The organism is Zunongwangia sp., assembly GCF_048269745.1.
Classification (GTDB): domain Bacteria; phylum Bacteroidota; class Bacteroidia; order Flavobacteriales; family Flavobacteriaceae; genus Zunongwangia.
The window spans coordinates 1-17,397 of record NZ_JBLXIB010000014.1; the positions used below are offsets into that span (position 1 = coordinate 1).

Annotated in this window: 12 protein-coding genes and 1 pseudogene; 11 read left to right on the plus strand and 2 right to left on the minus strand. The window is 37.3% G+C overall.

Going from position 1 to position 17,397, the window contains the following annotated elements:
• Positions 1 to 368 precede the first annotated feature (368 nt).
• Positions 369 to 2,498, plus strand: coding sequence for an McrB family protein (locus ACN0WI_RS14195; RefSeq protein WP_417887697.1), 2,130 nt, complete (start codon positions 369 to 371; stop codon positions 2,496 to 2,498).
• Positions 2,499 to 3,911, plus strand: coding sequence for an McrC family protein (locus ACN0WI_RS14200; RefSeq protein ID WP_417887699.1), 1,413 nt, complete (start codon positions 2,499 to 2,501; stop codon positions 3,909 to 3,911).
• Here ACN0WI_RS14200 and ACN0WI_RS14205 read toward each other — a convergent pair.
• Positions 3,908 to 4,075: pseudogene (locus tag ACN0WI_RS14205) on the minus strand (IS110 family transposase); the annotation flags it as partial. The gene ACN0WI_RS14200 and the pseudogene ACN0WI_RS14205 sit on opposite strands and share 4 nt — an antisense overlap.
• 697 nt (positions 4,076 to 4,772) lie before the next feature.
• On the minus strand, positions 4,773 to 5,381 hold the full coding sequence (locus ACN0WI_RS14210; RefSeq protein ID WP_417887701.1) for an RNA polymerase sigma factor: 609 nt from the start codon (positions 5,379 to 5,381) through the stop codon (positions 4,773 to 4,775).
• A gap of 109 nt (positions 5,382 to 5,490) precedes the next feature.
• Here ACN0WI_RS14210 and ACN0WI_RS14215 point away from each other — a divergent pair, with 109 nt between their 5' ends.
• The 9 genes from ACN0WI_RS14215 to ACN0WI_RS14255 all read left to right on the plus strand — a co-directional run bounded on the left by ACN0WI_RS14215 (position 5,491) and on the right by ACN0WI_RS14255 (position 17,393).
• Positions 5,491 to 6,648, plus strand: coding sequence for a FecR family protein (locus ACN0WI_RS14215; protein ID WP_417887703.1), 1,158 nt, complete (start codon positions 5,491 to 5,493; stop codon positions 6,646 to 6,648).
• A gap of 208 nt (positions 6,649 to 6,856) precedes the next feature.
• The gene (locus tag ACN0WI_RS14220; RefSeq protein WP_417887705.1) at positions 6,857 to 10,423 is read left to right on the plus strand and encodes a SusC/RagA family TonB-linked outer membrane protein; all 3,567 of its coding nucleotides are present in this window, start codon (positions 6,857 to 6,859) and stop codon (positions 10,421 to 10,423) included.
• A 20-nt stretch (positions 10,424 to 10,443) separates the two neighbouring features.
• Entirely contained in the window at positions 10,444 to 11,895 is a 1,452-nt protein-coding gene (locus tag ACN0WI_RS14225; protein ID WP_417887707.1) for a RagB/SusD family nutrient uptake outer membrane protein, read from the plus strand.
• 17 nt (positions 11,896 to 11,912) lie between these two features.
• A complete protein-coding gene (locus tag ACN0WI_RS14230) occupies positions 11,913 to 12,998 on the plus strand; it encodes a redoxin domain-containing protein (RefSeq protein ID WP_417887708.1) in 1,086 nt (361 codons plus the stop codon).
• 100 nt (positions 12,999 to 13,098) lie between these two features.
• Entirely contained in the window at positions 13,099 to 14,292 is a 1,194-nt protein-coding gene (locus ACN0WI_RS14235) for a peroxiredoxin family protein (protein WP_417887709.1), read from the plus strand.
• 91 nt (positions 14,293 to 14,383) lie between these two features.
• On the plus strand, positions 14,384 to 15,805 hold the full coding sequence (locus ACN0WI_RS14240; protein WP_417887710.1) for a TlpA family protein disulfide reductase: 1,422 nt from the start codon (positions 14,384 to 14,386) through the stop codon (positions 15,803 to 15,805).
• Positions 15,806 to 15,922: 117 nt separating this feature from the next.
• A complete protein-coding gene (locus ACN0WI_RS14245; protein ID WP_417887711.1) occupies positions 15,923 to 16,345 on the plus strand; it encodes a protein-disulfide reductase DsbD domain-containing protein in 423 nt (140 codons plus the stop codon).
• Positions 16,346 to 16,405: 60 nt separating this feature from the next.
• Positions 16,406 to 16,690, plus strand: a complete 285-nt coding sequence (locus ACN0WI_RS14250) for a hypothetical protein (RefSeq protein WP_417887712.1) — start codon at positions 16,406 to 16,408, stop codon at positions 16,688 to 16,690.
• Between the two features lie 256 nt (positions 16,691 to 16,946).
• The gene (locus ACN0WI_RS14255; RefSeq protein WP_417887713.1) at positions 16,947 to 17,393 is read left to right on the plus strand and encodes a protein-disulfide reductase DsbD domain-containing protein; all 447 of its coding nucleotides are present in this window, start codon (positions 16,947 to 16,949) and stop codon (positions 17,391 to 17,393) included.
• The last annotated feature ends 4 nt before the right edge of the window (positions 17,394 to 17,397 follow it).

A 17,397-nucleotide genomic window follows, 5' to 3' on the forward strand; every position in this document is an offset into this window, starting at 1 on the left:
GAAAATGTTCCCCCGTGGAGTTGACCACATCAAATACTCCTTTACTGATGTCTACTCCATAAATTTGATTATTTTTATTCATAAGAAAGTGATTAAGAAAGGACACCTACTTTGGTTTTCATCGACTTAAAAACGAGATCCACGTCTCATAGAACTAAACGAAATTAAAGTAGAAAAGAGAGGGGATTATCAATGTTGACGGAATCTTAAGTCCCTACGGTTCATATAACCTTACTCCTCTCTTTTGTTCTTTCTGGTTAACTATCAAAATTTAGAGAATTTAAACTTAAGACGATTAATCGCAACCATTGTATGTTATTAGAAAAAAGAGCATATGAGTATAGAAACCTTACAACCTAAATATTAACATGAACTACTGGCACATACAATTGCACCCAAGTGATAGTTCTACTGTAGATAGAAAAAGGGCTTTAGATATTATTCAAAATCATCAAATAATTGGCATGGGTGATTCTTGGAATAATGATAGAGGTCAGCCTGAAAAATTTAAAAACGAAGTGGCTATAGGTGATGTAGTACTGGTAAGAAGTGAAGGGTCGCCCTTGGCTTTGGTGTCTATTGCAGAAGAGTGCTTACCAAATAATGAAGAGTCTGTTTGGTTTCACATCAGCAGAAAAGTAAACATTATTGCGATAGACGAGAAAGGGCATATAAAAAAAGAGTATAAAAACATAACCAATAAAAACTGGACAGAAGGCATTTATGCACCAACCACTTTTGAGTCTGCCAATAACTGGTTATTCCTAAAATACTGGTATGGTAAAGTAACAAGAGAGAAACTTATGGAAAACATCAAACTTTCAGATAAAAGAAAAGAAGAAATCAAATCTTTGTGGAAACAATTTAAAGAGGAATACACAGAGGCAGATCGTAATGATATTCAGAAAGCAATTGATGAATTACAAACGCAGTGGGCTACCTACCATGGAAAAATAATGGATGGCAGTTTAAGCATTGATGATTACACGAACAGAAAGTACAGTAGTGATGCTACCATGCCTGGTGGTTATTTGTGCAACTTTTTAGAAAGGACTACAAGAGTAATTTATGGTTCTTCTAAACCTGGGAATGCCAATAACTTTATGGTAAAACTCAATGAAGATGGCACCACATATACCATAAAGAAAGAATTAGCTAGAAGCGAAAAACAAACGACTCATAGCAAAGACCAAGCTACCGAAATCTTTAATGAAAATATCAAGCCCTTATTACACGCCATAGTGAGTAGCTTTGATGCTGAAAAAATTATTCAAGCTATTGAAAATAGTGATTACCACGCCAAGCAAGTATTAAGAAAAATAGCAGTATTGAATAATCACAACATGTTTTTATCCATGTATTCTGATGAGGCCATTAACAACCTGCATAACGAATTTGTGTTTAGTGATGAAGCTACCAATATTGGCAAAGGTCATGAGGTTAGAGTGATTGCAAACAATTTGCTTGATATAGATACTGAGAGTCAAGTTGAAGGTGTTTTGCTTTCTAGGTTCTTGTGGAAATATGCTACTATATCGGGAATAGCAGACCAAGATTCACCCAATGTGATACTCTACGGACCTCCCGGCACAGGAAAAACTTACGCAGTACGAAACAGTTTAAAATACCTCTGCCAAGGAGATAAATCGAGATACGAGATTGCACAGTTCCACCCTTCCTTTACTTATGAAGATTTTATAGAAGGAATTAAACCAAAAGGCGTTACTAAAGACGGAAACATCAAATTTGAATTGGTAGATGGCGTGTTTAAGAAGTTCTGCAAAAGAGCTAAAAAAGAATGCGAGAAAGCTAAAGCTGAAAAAAGAGAACCCAACGCCTATTATTTTATCGTAGATGAAATTAACAGAGCCAACCTCTCATCTGTTTTTGGAGAAACCTTATCTCTTCTGGAAAAAGAATACAGACACAACGTTGTGGATGGAAGCAACTTAATGAAGACACAGTATTCAGGACTTATTGAGGATCTCATTAAAAATGATCCAGAAAGTAAATCTTTGGCCTATCATTTCGAAGACAACCAAGTGTATTTTGGAGTGCCTGAAAATGTCTATTTTATAGGAATGATGAATGATGTTGATAAAAGCATTGACACCTTTGATTTGGCACTTAGAAGAAGATTCAAATGGATTAGAAAAGACTGTGATTATGATATCATTGAGAATGATGTAAAATTCAGAAACGGGGACGATTTCAATAATCTAGAGGAATATAGAAAGTGTTGTGAGAAGCTAAATACCTTTATCAGCCAAGAATTAGGATTAGGTAAATCTTATGAGTTTGGCCATTCATTCTTTATGAAAATAACATCTATAGCCAATTCAAAAAATATAACTGCAAAAAACCTAGAAACGCTATTCAAATTGCATTTGCAACCAACGTTCAAAGAGTATCTACGTGCTATGTACCCAGAAAGTGAGTTGGATAAAAAAATAGCTGAAGCGCTACAAAAATTCACTTCTAAAATTCAAGCTAAATAAATGAAGTTTACGTCACCAAATAATCATAATTTTTATGAAGAGTCGCCTCTAACAGAGGGTGACTTGAAAAGTGCATTTGGTGCTAGAAAAACATTGGTTCAAAAAGAGCTATTCTCTTCGGTTTTTGAACTCACTACAAAGTCGGGCTCATTGGAGCAAATAAAGTTATTCAGGTTCAAGCCAGAAAGAAACAAGCTGGATGATGAAGAGCGATTGATTCTTAAGCTATTTGCAAAAGAAGACCGAGATAGCAGTAAAAAATTCATTGTACAAACAGGGCTTTTTGCAGGAGTTGTTTATCATAACAGCTGTCAGTTCAATATCACTACACGATACGGGAAACATTTTTTAAATCGTATGCTCAACTACGTCAACGATATATATGTTGACAATCAAAACACATTGGCTGAACAATTGGATGACACCAATGAATTTCAAAACATAATTGCGTATCTGTTTATTCAATCATTAGAAAGAGCATCCGTTTTAGGATTACCAAAAACGTATCAAACATTATCGCAACATGGACATAAAGTTCGAGGTAAAATTGATGTTAACGCCCATTTAAAAAACAACATTCCCTTTACTGGAAAAATTACGACTTCCTATCGTGAACAAATTTATGTTCAAGAAATCATTGATGTGCTATATGCATGTTGCCTCCAGTTAGAATCTAATTACGGAAACGCCATCAAGAGAAAATTGCTTGGTGTAGATCAACTATTAAAACAGCATTATTCTGGACGGTATCCTCAAAACTCAACTATAAAAAAAGCAAAAACCCATAGTGTGTTAAGTAATCCCATGTTTGATGGATACAAGAAAGTCCTAGGCTATGCTGAAATTATATTAAAAGAAAAAAGCTTGCAACTGGCTTCTGACTCCAATCTTTCAACCAAGGGGTATCTATTTGATATTGCCCAACTCTTTGAAGTTTATTTAGAAAAGTTACTAGACAGACATTTTGAGGATTGGTACATCACAGGACAAGAAGAGATTAATACATACGAACCAATGTTTTATGGTCGGAAAATGTTTCCAGACATCGTAATGAGACATAAGTACAGTAAAGACGTAATTGTGTTGGATGCAAAATTCAAAAGTATGCTCTTACGCAAACAAGATATAGATAGAATTGACTTTTATCAAATTCACTCCTACATACAATATTATCAACCTCATGTTTTGTTTGGTGGGCTAATATATCCTCTAGGTAAAAACATAAATACTACAAAAGCTCATTCCAACAATTTATTTGGACAAAGTCAACATAACAATGGATTTGTAGTTGATGGCATTTCAGTAGACTCAAGCATGTCAATGCACGAAATAATGGAGAGTGAAAATGCTTTTTTAGATAGAGTTGATAATCTTATTAGTAAAAAAAAGAAAACGGCATACAAAAAGAACTAAGCTAACTTCCAAGCATTTTTTCCTAATTTTGACGTATAATTTTCATGGTATTGTAAACCTGATGTAGTTACTGCAAAAGCTTACTTTAGTAGTTTATTACAGACTGCAATAAACGCAAGCTTTTTACTTTTACCTTTAGCTATTATTCGTTCATAGATATCCCTTGTAAGCTTCCCTTAAAATCAAACTGTTTGTAAATATGCAGGGCGCTTAATGTAAATAAAGAATTTTTTTTACGAATCTCAGCTTTATTATTATCATAACGTAGTAAATTATTATATTTGAACTAAATAGATGCATAAGATTTGTCGCTATTTAGGCTCTTTTGATTTTTATGAATGATTCGGTGAATGCTTGCTAAAATTTGACGATAAAGTGGCGTAAATCCTACCAAAATTTTTGGTTTAGATTTCCTGCCACCCCGACCAAGACCATAGTAAAATAGTATAAAAAACCTTGTTAATATATTGATTTTCAAGGTTTTTCTGTTTTTAGATGGTTTTTCATATCATTTGCAATCATTAAAAAATGAGTCCGATTCGGCGACCTTTTTTTTAGTTATCTTGTTGTTCATATTGATTTGACTTTCGTTTTCACGCCTTTTGTCTAATTTGAAAACGAAACACTATGAAAAATGCCGTAAGCTTTGGAATTCTTTTTATTCCTAAATCATGGAAAGCCAAAAATTGTACTCCTCCCCTTTATGCACGAATTACCGTCAATGGAGAACGTATTGAACTCAGCCTTAAACGTAGAATTATGTTTTTTCTATTATCTATTCTTTGACCTGTTAATTTTTTAACTTTTTATATCCTTACTGCCTGATTTATACCTAATAATTTACAGATATTAAATTTTTTGTTATGTCGGCTGTTTTAGTTTTTTTGGTATTTCAAACAACAAAAAGAGAATACTTTGCATTTTTTCACCTATTTTATCTCGCAGTTGAGCATAAGCTCGAGTCATTTGGTTTTCAACGGTTTTAATAGAAAGATTAAGATGCTCTGCTATTTCCAGATTAGTTAGTCCCTCATATTTGCTTAATAAAAATATCTCCTTACATCTGGGATGTAGATTATCGATTTCTTTCCTTACTTGCTGAATCAATCTGTCTAGGTTGGATTCTTCTTCTAACAGTGTGTTTACAGCCGTCATATATTCTTTTTCCAGATTTAGAATAAATTTTCGGTGTTTGTATTGATCTAAAAATTCATTGTAAACAGAACGGTATAGAAAACTACGAAGGCTTAAATCGGTTTTAAGTGAAGTTCTTTTTTTCCATAAACGGAGCATTACGTTTTGAACCATGTCCGCAGCTAAACTGCGATCTTTACAAAAACTATTGGCATAAAGACAAAGTTTATGATGATAGCAATCCATTAGGAATGCGTAAGCTGCTTCTTCACCTCGTCGTAACCCTTCTATTAATTTAGCGTCATTTGTGTAAATTATTTTAGCTTTTCTTTTCATTGCATTGAGGATATTTTGTTAATTATGATAAAATTATGAAAAAATTATTAATTCGTTAGGGGTGTTTCATTTGGCAATCTTAATATAGGTATAACATAATAGAGTTTTAATGAAGTCCAAAGCAAGATATCTTATTGTAAAGTATTTAAACCAGACGGCCTCAGAGCAAGAATTGGATGAGTTGTCTCAGTGGCTTAAAACTCCTGTTAACGCAAAAGAGTTTAAATCTCTTGTGCATATTGATTACGCTATAGATCATATTATGGAAGATTTTAATACACAAAATGAAAAGAGAGAGCTTCTTTTTAAAATCCGTAAAATGGAACAGAAAAAAAGGGTTCGAAAGTTATGGACTCGTATTTCTGGGCTAGCAGCATCTGTTTTGATAATTATATCCCTTTCTATCTTATTGAAGAAAGGGCAGGATTCAGATACTGTTCCAGTAGTTATTAATAATGAAATTAAACCAGTAAGAAATAATGCTATTTTACTTCTGGAAACTGGTAAGGAAGTAGCTCTGGAAGAAGGCAGTGCGTTACATACTCAAAATGCAGTACGTAGTAGTGAAGGGCTTGAGTATGTTCAAAGTTCTGCAAAAGAGGATACTGAAATTGCTTATAATTATTTAACGGTACCCCGCGGTGGTCAGTTCTTTGTTAAGCTAGCTGATGAGACCAAAGTGTGGTTAAACTCTGAGTCTAAGCTTAAATATCCAGTTCATTTTCCTAAGTCTCAAAGTCGTGTTGTTGAATTACTTTATGGAGAAGCCTTTTTTGAAGTTTCTCCCAGTGAGAGTCATCAGGGAGCAGATTTTAGGGTTATTCATAATGAACAGGAAATACAAGTTTTGGGTACAGAGTTTAACATTAAAGCTTATTCTAATGAAGATAAAATCTTTACGACTTTGGTGGAAGGGAAGGTTCAGCTTAATACACCACGCGGAAAGCATATTCTTCAACCCCAGCAACAAGCAATTCTAAATGACAATACCTATGCGTTATCAATTCATACGGTGAATTTGAAGGAGGAGATAGGTTGGTTAACAGGTGAATTTATTTTTAGACAAAAAAATCTTAAACAAATTATGCAGGTCCTTAGCCGCTGGTACGATATGGATGTGATTTTTGAGAATGCGGAATTAGAGGATGTGAAATTTGTAGGTAGAATTCAGAAGGATCAGGAGATAACTGAGATACTTGATAGGATTAAAAATTTTGGGATTATAGAAAACTATGAAATTAATGAAAAGCTAGTACGATTAAGGTAGCAAATTCACTTTTTACTAAAACACACAATTTATAAATAAAAAAGGGAGCGAAGTTCAAATTTTCGCAGGTTCAAACTTCGTCCCTTATAATTTGATCAGTTAAAGCAATTACTAACCAATACATTCCAAATTTATGAAAATTAAATTGTTTAATGTCTGTAGCCCTAAATTAGTTTTTAGGGTAAGGAAGCAATTCTTATTGATAATAATGAGGACATTTTTACTTTTATTTTTTACCACGGCTTTAGGCTTTAATGCAGAGACGAGTTATTCGCAGGCCCAAGTAAGCATTGAATCGTCCAGTGAAATTACAGTAGACGAGGTCTTTCAGTTAATTACAGACCAGACCAAGTATAATTTCCTGTATCCGGCAGGATTATTTGCAGATTTGCCTAAAGTAAAACTGCTTAAAGGTTTAATCAAAGTAGATAAACTTATCGAACAAAGTATTCCTGAATCTCAATTCGATGTGGTGTTATCAGAGGGAAATACGATAATTATCGAAAAAAGCAAATTGGGCGATCAAATTAGTGTGTCAGGAACTGTTACTGATGCCAGTGGAACCCCTATTCCTTATGTGTACATACACATAAAGGGAACAACTGAAGGGGTAACGACTGATTTTGATGGGTACTATAAAATTTCAGTTAAATCTGTTAATAATGTATTGGTATTTACCTCTTTGGGTTTTAAAGACAAGGAGGTCCTAGTGGGTGATAGACTGGTTGTTAATGTTGTCCTTGAACCTGATGTAACAGAGCTTAATGCAGTAGAATTAGTATCTACAGGGTATCAAAAAATTGCGAAGGAACGCAGCGCGGGTTCTTTTTCCAAGCCAGAAATGAGCATTGCCAAAGACCGCGCCTACTCCATGAATATCCTTCAACGGATAGATGGCTTAGTGGCCGGTTTAACCATAAACAACTCCCCTGGAGCAGCCTCAAACCCTTATCTCATAAGAGGTTTAACGAGTATTGGGACATTTGGGGCAAATAACGTTTCTGCATCAGATTATGACGGGGATACCAACATTAACCCTGGCACAAACCGAAGCCCATTATTTGTGGTAGACGGTATCCCAACGAACAATATTTCATTTATAAACCCTCAGGATGTAGAAGATATCACCGTTTTAAAAGACGCGACCGCGGCTTCCATTTGGGGAGCGAGGGCCGCTAATGGCGTTATTGTTGTAACGACTAAAAAGGCAAAGAATAACAGTAAGTTGACCATTAGTTATGATGCGTTTACCAATATTCAGGGCCGCCCGGAATTGGGTTACCAACCTTATATGAACAGCGCAGCATTTATTAAAGCGGCGCTAGAGGTTTTTGATCCGGAATCTTATCCCTTTGAACAATTGAATGCCTATACCTATGGAGCTTCAGGTATCCCTCCACACTTGCGAACACTATACGCAGAATACAGAGGCGAAATATCAAGTGATGTTGCTAATGCGCGCTTAGATAGTTTAAGCAATTTAAGTAACAGGGGTCAAATACGGGATCTGTGGTATAGGCAGGCCATGCAGTCAAACCATACCTTAACCCTTTCTGCAGGAGGTGTTAAGCATTCTATCTATTCTTCAGTGGCTTATACCGATACTAAAAATAACAGACCGGGAGATTCAGATAAGCAGTTTAAATTGAACATTAGACAGGATTACAGGTTCAATGACCGGATTAGTGCATTTTTGATTACAGACTTCACTAAATCAAAAGCTTTAACCAAGAACAATATGGATATCGATTATGGGTTCTTTCCCTATCAATTGTTTCAAAATGAAAATGGGGGGAATATCTCAATACCCTATATGGGCTCGCTTACAGAAGATGTGAGGGCCGAGTTTGAAGCGAGGTCCAGGGTTAACTTAAATTATAACCCACTGGATGAACGCAACTATGCTGATCTTAAATCTGACGTTTTTAACGGCCGGTTTATCGGCGGAGTTGATGTAGGGATTTTTGAAAATTTAAACTTTTTAGGAACTTATAGCTATATTCAGGGAGCACGAAAAAGCACCAATTACATAAATCCTGAAAGTTATATCGTACGAAGTGAATTAGCGCAGTTCACAGTGGCAGATACTCCAGACGATGATCCGGTTTATTATTTACCAGAAACGGGAGGGCGGTATACCGAAGGACATACCACCAATAAGAACTTTACCATACGCAACCAGATATCGTATGATAACAGTTGGGATGAAGGTAAACATCAGCTTAGTGTGCTATTGGGGCAAGAAGCTCAGGAACAGTTGACCGAGTCTACAAGCACTACGGTTAGAGGGTATAATCCCTTATTACTAACATCTGTACCAGTAGATTATGCTTTTCTGGAGAAGGAAGGTTTAGAGAATCCTGTGATGCCTAATTCCGGAACTCTAAGTATTTTATCAGATGATTATTTTACCCAATCTGAAATATTGACCCGTTTTACCTCTTACTACGCCAATGTAGGATATACCTTTAATAGAAAATATACTTTTAACGGTAGTTGGAGACGGGATCAGAGCAATTTGTTTGGCTTAGATAAGTCTGCCCAAAATAAACCCAGCTGGAGTCTTGGTGCCAAATGGGCCCTAGGAAGGGAAAGCTTTTTATCTGGTGTGACAAACCTCAATTTTCTGGACCTGAGAGCTACCTATGGTATTACCGGAAACGCGCCAACTCCCGGAGTTTCATCAACTTATGATGTTCTAAGGCCACAGACTGAATATACGGTATTAAGCAATCGCATTCCTTTGACAATTAGGACACCCGGTAATCCCAAATTAACATGGGAGAGGACTAACAGTTTAAACTTGGGAATTGATTTTGGTATTTTAGATCGCATCAATGCTTCTGTCGATGTCTATAGAAAGATGACAGAAGACCTTTTAGGTCAGTTGCCACTCAATATTTTTTCAGGTTTTTCTTCGGCCATTGGAAATTTTGGTTCCTTAGAAAATAAAGGGATTGAGCTTACTCTGAACACCAAGAATATACAGACCCAAAACTTCAGTTGGACTACGCTGCTCACGATGGCATATAACAAGAATAAAATTACTGAGCTTGAATTGCCGGGAGAAGTAACCACAGGTGGTCAAAAAGTAGACTTGGCTTATTTAAAGGGTTTCCCGGCCTTTGCGGTTTTTGCCTATGACTATAAGGGCCTTGATGCTGAAGGTGACCCGTTGGTACAACTGCAGGATGGTACAATTACCAAAGAACCAAACGTTACCGCTGCAGATGATATTTTATTTATGGGCACTGCACAACCTGTGTGGAGCGGAGGCTTATCAAATACATTCAGCTATAAAGGCTTTAACCTTAGTATCAATGCAATCTACAACCTCGGGCATGTGATGCGTAGGGATATTACGACCAATTTCTCAGGCTTGCTGGAAAACGTTCCATTTACAGATTTTGCTAACAGGTGGAAAGAACCTGGTGATGAGCTTGTGACCAATATCCCATACTTTGACCCTACCGGAACACTTTCTGGAGATACCAGAGATATTGATTACTACATAAAAGGGAGTCAAAATGTATTAGACGCTTCATATGTAAAAATTAGGGACATAACTTTATCTTATGGGCTTCCTAAGGAGTTTCTTCAAAAGATTAATGTCAAAGACCTGACTTTAAGGTTTTCGATTTCAAACCTATTGTTATGGACCGCAAACAAATACGACATTGATCCGGAATTTCAGTTTAGCTCCTTAAGCCGTGGAGTAAGGGCTATAAAAACCAATCAAGGGAGCATTGCTCTCGGTCTTCACCTTTCACTTTAATCGTTTTTAATAAGATACTCATGAATTTTAAAACTATTCATTCAGGAATAATAGCTTGTATACTAATTGGATCTTTGACAGTTTCTTGTGATGATGATTTTCTCGAAGTCACCCCTAAAGGAAGCTTAATTGCAGAATCTGTATATGATTATGATTTATTACTTGACGACCCTTTATTAAGGGAAGCTTCAAATGTATCGGTGCCAATGGGAGATGAAGTTGCGGCCGTAGATCCTTTTTTTTCAACTATAGAGCTACGCGAACGCAGATTCTTCAAATGGGAGGCAGACATATATAATTCGGATCAAAAACCGCAGGAATTGCAAACCTCAATGACCTCATTATATTCTTATAATAAAATTATTAATGAAGTAGGCGCTACCGTTGACGGTACCGATGAGCTAAGAGAACAACTTGAAGCAGAAGCGCGCGTAGGCCGGGCATTGAGTTATTTTATTCTCATCAATTATTATGGAAAGCCTTATGATGCAGCAACTGCTTCTTCAGATTTAGGGTTTCCTATTATTGAATATTCAGACATCAGTTCTACCGACTTTTCTCGAAATACGGTGCAGGAAGTCTATGATTTTATCATCGATGATATTGAACAGGCACTTCCTTTTCTTCCCAGAACTGTAAAAGATAGAAATAGGATATCTGCCGCTGCTGCCGAAGCTTTATATGGCAAAGTACTGATGTCTCAGCAAAAATTTGACAAGGCTTTGGTGCATTTGGATTTAGCATCAGACTATTCTAAGAATGCACAGGTTGAGTTGGGGATTTATGATTATAACGAAGAGTTTCTTGACGGAGGGGTATTCACACCTGCCAGTCCATTTTTTGGTCCGGCTACGATCAATAGAAACTTAAATAAGGAAGTGCTCTATGATAAAGGTTTTGTAAATGCGTGGTCTTACGTTCAGAATGAGTTTGTGATCAATCCAGAAACAGCAAGCCTTTTCAACTCTTCAGATTTAAGGTTGAATTTTTACTCAGATGCAGAATTCTTTGGTTTTGAACCCTTTTATCCTAAAGGTATGTTGCGAAAGATGGGGCCGCTCTTCCAGCAATTTGGGATTTACCTTCCAGACATCTATTTGTTGAATATTGAGGCAAACGCGCGATTAGGGTTTTTAGAAGATGCGGTTTCCAAATTAGAAACTTTTAGAGCAAAAAGGATGCCCGTTGAAGATGCTGAGGTTCCTTCAGTAATCGCCACAGATAAGGATAAGCTCATAGCATTCATTTTTGAAGAACGCTTGCGGGAACTCGCACTAACGGGATACAGATGGTTTGATATGAGACGCTTATCAGTAGATCCCGATTATAGTGATTTAGTGGGCTATAGCCACAACCTTTATAACGAGGAAGGGGAAGTGCTGGAAACCTATGAGTTGACTCCTGACCGCTTCGTACTGCGATTTGGGGATCAGGTTTTATCGCAAAACCCAAATCTAATTGAAAATCCTTAATTACCTATTCAATGACTATGAAAAGCTATTTTGCACTATTCCTGACCTTAAGTACTTTAGTGAGTTGTAAGGAAAAGAATATTAACAAATGGGATTATTCCATATCAGGACAAGTTCCTGCAGCTAAAAATTTTGAAATGGCCATAATGTCTTATCCCTCTGATGAAAAGGGAGGGCCTTATGAGGCAGATACCACAGTGATAGTGGATGGAAAGTTCAGTTTTGAAGGAAACATGGATCGACCCCAGCTTGCAGAACTCAATCTGATTGAAAAAGAAGAACAAGAACAAAGTGATGCTACCGGTATGGCCAACGTGGCTTTGTTTTATCTGGATGGTGCCCTAAACATCACGTTTAATGAAAAAGGTATCGCCTCCTATGAAGGAGGGAAAGAAGAACAGCAAGCCTGGATTCAGTGGGAGAAGATGAGTAAATCACTGGCAGAATCTAAGGATGGAGCCGTAAGTATGGAAGATTTTCAAAATCTGGTTGGAGAATTTGTAGACCGGTATCCAGACCGTTATGTAAGCATTGACTTGATGGATATAGTTACCCAAGGTCCTATTCAATACGATCTGGTTGCTCCTATGTACGATGCTTTAAGTGAGCGGATGAAAAATTCTGCAAAGGTTTTGACTTGGAAGCCTGCTTTGGACGAAGCCAAAACCTATCTAACAGGAGAACTGAAAGCACCCGTTTTTACAATGAATGATCCTGAGAGCAACCCCATTGCTCTTGAGTCCTATAGGGGTAAATACGTGCTTTTAGATTTTTGGGCGAGTTGGTGCGCTCCATGCAGGGCAGAAAATCCTAATCTTTTAGTTGCTTATCAAAAGTATAAGGATAGCAATTTTGATATTCTCGCGGTCTCAATAGATACCGATAAGGAGGCCTGGCTTAAAGCCGTGCAGGAAGACCAGCTACCCTGGAAGCATGTAAGCGATTTAAAAGGAGGCGATAATGAGGCAGCTAAAGCTTACGGGGTGGAAGCAATCCCCGATAACTTCCTTATAAATCCCGATGGATATATCGTGGGAAGGGGCCTAAAGGGTAAGGCGCTGCACGATAAACTGAATAATTTAATATCAAAAAAAACTAAATAAGCACACGATGAAAAATTTAATAATAGGTCTTTTCATATCCGGTAGCGTACTGGCGCAGAACCGGACGACCCCAGAATATTCATATGCTGAATTTAATGCATTGGAAAATGTTAAAGATCAGGAAGCGTATTATGAAGAAATGCGTAAGGCAAATCCAGATGCTGACTACGACACGTATCTTACTGCTTTAGCCATAGCAAATCTAGATCATGGCAATACCGATAAGTATAAATTTTACACCCGTTCAAATCCTGAATTTTCTGCAATTGCTTTGATAAACTTGGTTTATGCCTTAGAGCATTTGGAAGTTGAAAATGAAAATATGCCGGTTATTGCTGAAGTGTCTCAAGAAGTTATTGATAAGATTGAGAGTCGAGATGAAATAGACGTGATTGCAAATGGAAGATTACAGGTGCTTCTGGAACTTAACGCAATGGCCAATGCTAAACTGGGTAATGTTGCACTGGCCAAGAAAAATTTGGAAAAGTCCTCAGAAATCGTTTCTGAGTTTAGGGATTCTAAATATTTTAAGGATTCAAAAGCAAGCTATTACGATCGCTGTGCACTAGTACTCGCTGCAGCCGGGGAAACTCAAAGAGCGATGGATACGTTGGTCAAGGCTGTAAGAACTGGAGAATCAAAACCGAAGCTTAGGGAGACTTTTGCACAGGTCTATAAAGAATTAAAAGGTACCGATGCCGGATGTGAAGACTTGATAAAAGAGCTTAGGGAAGAGGCCTATCAACACTATTATGATAAGATTAAAAAAACCTACCTCACAGATGTCGAAATTCCGTACGAGGGCAAAGTAGATGCGCCTAATGGTTCTGGTGAAAAATTAACAATCTTTTCTGCTGATAAGAATATTTATGATATTTCATTACCCGATCTAAACGGGAATAAGGTGAATCTGGCAGATCATAAAGGCGAAATCCTGTTGATTGATTTCTGGACGACTATGTGTACGCCTTGTGTAGCTTGCTTTGCTGCATTTGAAAATGTTGTGGAAGATTATAAAGATGAACCTTTTCAACTTTACATCATCAATCTTTTTGAATTCCAGGAAGATGTGAAAAGTTTTGTAAAGAAAAAAGGAATTGATCTGGACGTTCTTCATGATGAAGAAAACCTAGCCTATAATGTAGTTGCAACTCCCACTAAAATTGTATTTGATCCACAGGGTACTATTCGCTTTTATAATATAGCCTATGCAGGCTCTACCGATGGAGAATATTATAAAGTAAAAGCCATGATCGAAATCATCAAGGAACACGCTCCTTCCCTAAAAAAATAACACCACTGTTCACATCATCCTTTAGTCCAAATAGCTATTATGAGCAATCGGAAAAGGCTCCTGTGAACTTTTATAAAACGCAATTATATAGATGTTACAACTAAAAAGAATAGTGTTTTTCGTTTTAATCAGCATGAATGCCTGTGCATTTGCACAGGATGTTGATGATCAGGAATCGGTTCTTTCGGTCTTAAAGAAGCAGACAAATGCAGAAAAACGCGCGGAAAAGATCAAAAGCATCCGAGAAAATGGTACGGCAATCGAATTGTTTGAACTGATTCAGTTTTATGGAACTGATGATGAAAAAAGTGAGAAAATCATCAAACTGTTAAATAAGAAGTATCCGGAATCGCAGCAAGCACGTTTTGCACGAGTGATGTCTTTCCGGAATCTCGAAAGTGCGCAGGAAGTCGAGGAGCATTTTTTTAAAATACAGCAGGAATATCCCGATGCAAACCTGGATTTTGAAAAAAACCTGGTCGCGATGAGCTTTGCCGAAGTCCCTGATGCTGAAAAAATGATGAGTTATATCAATACCATTGAAGACCCCGTATATAGGGTAGGTGCATTGCTTTCTAGTCTGGAATTGTTCATTCCAATAGATCAAGAACAAGCATTAAAACTAGCAACACAAAATCTGGATCAGGCTAAAAAGCTTAAGGGCCAGATGAAGAAGAATAACCTGTCTGAAGCTATTTATAACGAGTACCTAAAGATGTATGGCAAATTGCTTTTTAAATCTGGGTATGATGAAAAGTCGTTTAAATACATTCAGGAGGCTTATGAAAATCTGGAAGATACCAGTGAGAACCGTGAAGTCGTTGAAATTTATGCGTATCTGTCTGCGAGTTTAAAAGGGAATTATGAGAAAAGCCTTCCTGTACTGGCTGGAATGATTGAAGCAGGTAAGAATGAGAAAATGTATCTGGATCAGGTGAGATTGGGATATGCAAAGTTATATCCTGATAAGGATGTTGAAGCATATATAGATTCCCTATACCAAAAGTTTATCGAGAAGATCAAATCTAATGTAGCAGCGTTTAGCGTCAATAAACCGGCACCGGACTTTTCGGTAATCGATGTTAACGGTAAAAAAGTGACTCTTGAAGATTTTAAAGGTAAGACGATAGTTCTTGATTTTTGGGCAACCTGGTGCGGCCCCTGTGTGGCTTCGTTCCCTGCAATGCAGTTAGCCGCTGACCGTTATGTCAATAATCCGGAAGTAGAATTCCTGTTTATCGATACCTGGGAGAATGTTAAAGATCCTTTGTCCCATTCTAAAAAATTTTTGGATAAACGAGGCTATGATTTTGATTTGTATATAGATGCCATAAATCCTGAAACCCAATTACCCCCGGCGGTAACAGCATTTGAGGTAACCGGGATTCCTGCAAAATTTGTCATTGACCCTGAAGGAATAATACGTTTTCAGTTGGAAGGTTTTGAAGGCGATATGGAGGCCGCAGCAGAAGAACTTGCGCAAATGATTGAAATAGCCCGAAAAGGCTTTTAACCCTAATAGCAACCAGTTATTAACACGGTTTTTTTTGTATAGCCGGTAAGGGACAAAGAAAAAACTTTTAAAACAGCATATATGAAACGGATTATTTTTTTATTCCTACTTAACCTTTTGGCCTTAAACGGCTTTTCTCAGGCTAAGTACCCCGTCAAGTGGGAAGTAAGCACTAAGCGTATTGATGAGTTAACCTATAAAGTTCAATTTACCGCTGCTATTGATGCAACCTATCACATTTATTCTCAAAAAGGAGCCACCGGGGGTATGGGGATGCCCACAACATTAACTTTTGAAGAAAACCCAAATCTGGAGTTAATAGGAGCCATAGCGGAGAAAGGTGAAGAACAACAGGGAGATAAGCCCCTTCCTTACTATTCCAAGGGGGTGACTTTTACCCAGGTTGTAAAATTAAAGGCAGATAACGAGGCGCACTTAAATGCCAGGCTCAGGTTTATGGCATGTACAAACCAAATGTGCTTGCTTCCCGCAACTAAAAAATTTACGGTTAATCTCAATAATAAAAGCACACCTCAATAACAAGGCTTTCTGGGAAGCTCAATCCCAGATGAAATGCGCACACAATCAAAGCGAACAACTATGAAAATCAAAATGGCACGTAGTCTTTTTTATTGCTTACTGCTTAGTCTGGCGGTTTATGCTCAAGACTCAGATTATGCTCCACTCGCTCGCGATACCACCCTTGTAAAAGGCGTCTTGCCAGTGGGCATGACTTATTACACAAAAAGCACCGATGGGGTCAAAGATGCCGGCAGTTATTACCTCATTCAAAATAGGGGGCAAAGAATCCAAGAAAAGGGGCAGTCTTTTCAAGTGGTCATAACGCCTGAACTGCAAGGGGGAGCTATTTTAAAACAATATTGAGACCTGTGTTAACGTCTCTAAAGGAGCCAAAACATTTTCCAGACATATTTAAAGCTATTGCATATCACTTATGATAACGGTTAACGGGTCATACTACTAATTTTTGTGTTGCAATAGCACTCAACATTCTGGCAAATCTAAAAGTCAGATGTAGTATCTTTTTTTATTTGAATTAGCCATTTAGTAAGGAAGGAACTAATCAGGGCTGCTCTAGGGAAGCCCTGATATTTAATACTAATTATAAATTCATAATACGATGAAAACTAAAATCTTCTTGTTGCTGTTTGTTATAACCGGTTACGTACACGCACAAATTTTTGAACCGGTTACCTGGGAAACTTCGGTTAAAAAAGTATCAGATTCAGAATACGACTTGATCGCCACCGCCAAAATTGAAAAAGGCTGGCACCTGTATTCCCAGTCTGTACCCGAAGGAGGTCCTGTGGCAACCAGCTTTTTGTTTGAAGGAAACCCCAATTACCTCAAAAAAGGAAATACAACCGAAGAAAAAGGCCATACGGTTAACGATCCTATTTTTGAAATGAAGATCACCTATTTCGCAGATAGGGCAGTATTTACGCAACGCATCAAGCTGCGCAATACACAAGCTTTTGAGATAAAAGGCAGCGTGACCTTTATGGTATGTGACGACAGCCGCTGTTTACCTCCCACCAGAGAAGATTTAACGTTCAACATAAACTAAAACC

What these genes read in the sequence shown, in the direction of transcription:
- ACN0WI_RS14195 (WP_417887697.1), top strand. Translation starts at nt 369, where the DNA reads ATGAACTACTGGCACATACAATTGCACCCAAGTGATAGTTCTACTGTA.
- ACN0WI_RS14200 (WP_417887699.1), top strand. Translation starts at nt 2,499, where the DNA reads ATGAAGTTTACGTCACCAAATAATCATAATTTTTATGAAGAGTCGCCT.
- ACN0WI_RS14210 (WP_417887701.1), bottom strand. Translation starts at nt 5,381, where the DNA reads ATGAAAAGAAAAGCTAAAATAATTTACACAAATGACGCTAAATTAATA.
- ACN0WI_RS14215 (WP_417887703.1), top strand. Translation starts at nt 5,491, where the DNA reads ATGAAGTCCAAAGCAAGATATCTTATTGTAAAGTATTTAAACCAGACG.
- ACN0WI_RS14220 (WP_417887705.1), top strand. Translation starts at nt 6,857, where the DNA reads ATGAGGACATTTTTACTTTTATTTTTTACCACGGCTTTAGGCTTTAAT.
- ACN0WI_RS14225 (WP_417887707.1), top strand. Translation starts at nt 10,444, where the DNA reads ATGAATTTTAAAACTATTCATTCAGGAATAATAGCTTGTATACTAATT.
- ACN0WI_RS14230 (WP_417887708.1), top strand. Translation starts at nt 11,913, where the DNA reads ATGAAAAGCTATTTTGCACTATTCCTGACCTTAAGTACTTTAGTGAGT.
- ACN0WI_RS14240 (WP_417887710.1), top strand. Translation starts at nt 14,384, where the DNA reads ATGTTACAACTAAAAAGAATAGTGTTTTTCGTTTTAATCAGCATGAAT.
- ACN0WI_RS14250 (WP_417887712.1), top strand. Translation starts at nt 16,406, where the DNA reads ATGAAAATCAAAATGGCACGTAGTCTTTTTTATTGCTTACTGCTTAGT.
- ACN0WI_RS14255 (WP_417887713.1), top strand. Translation starts at nt 16,947, where the DNA reads ATGAAAACTAAAATCTTCTTGTTGCTGTTTGTTATAACCGGTTACGTA.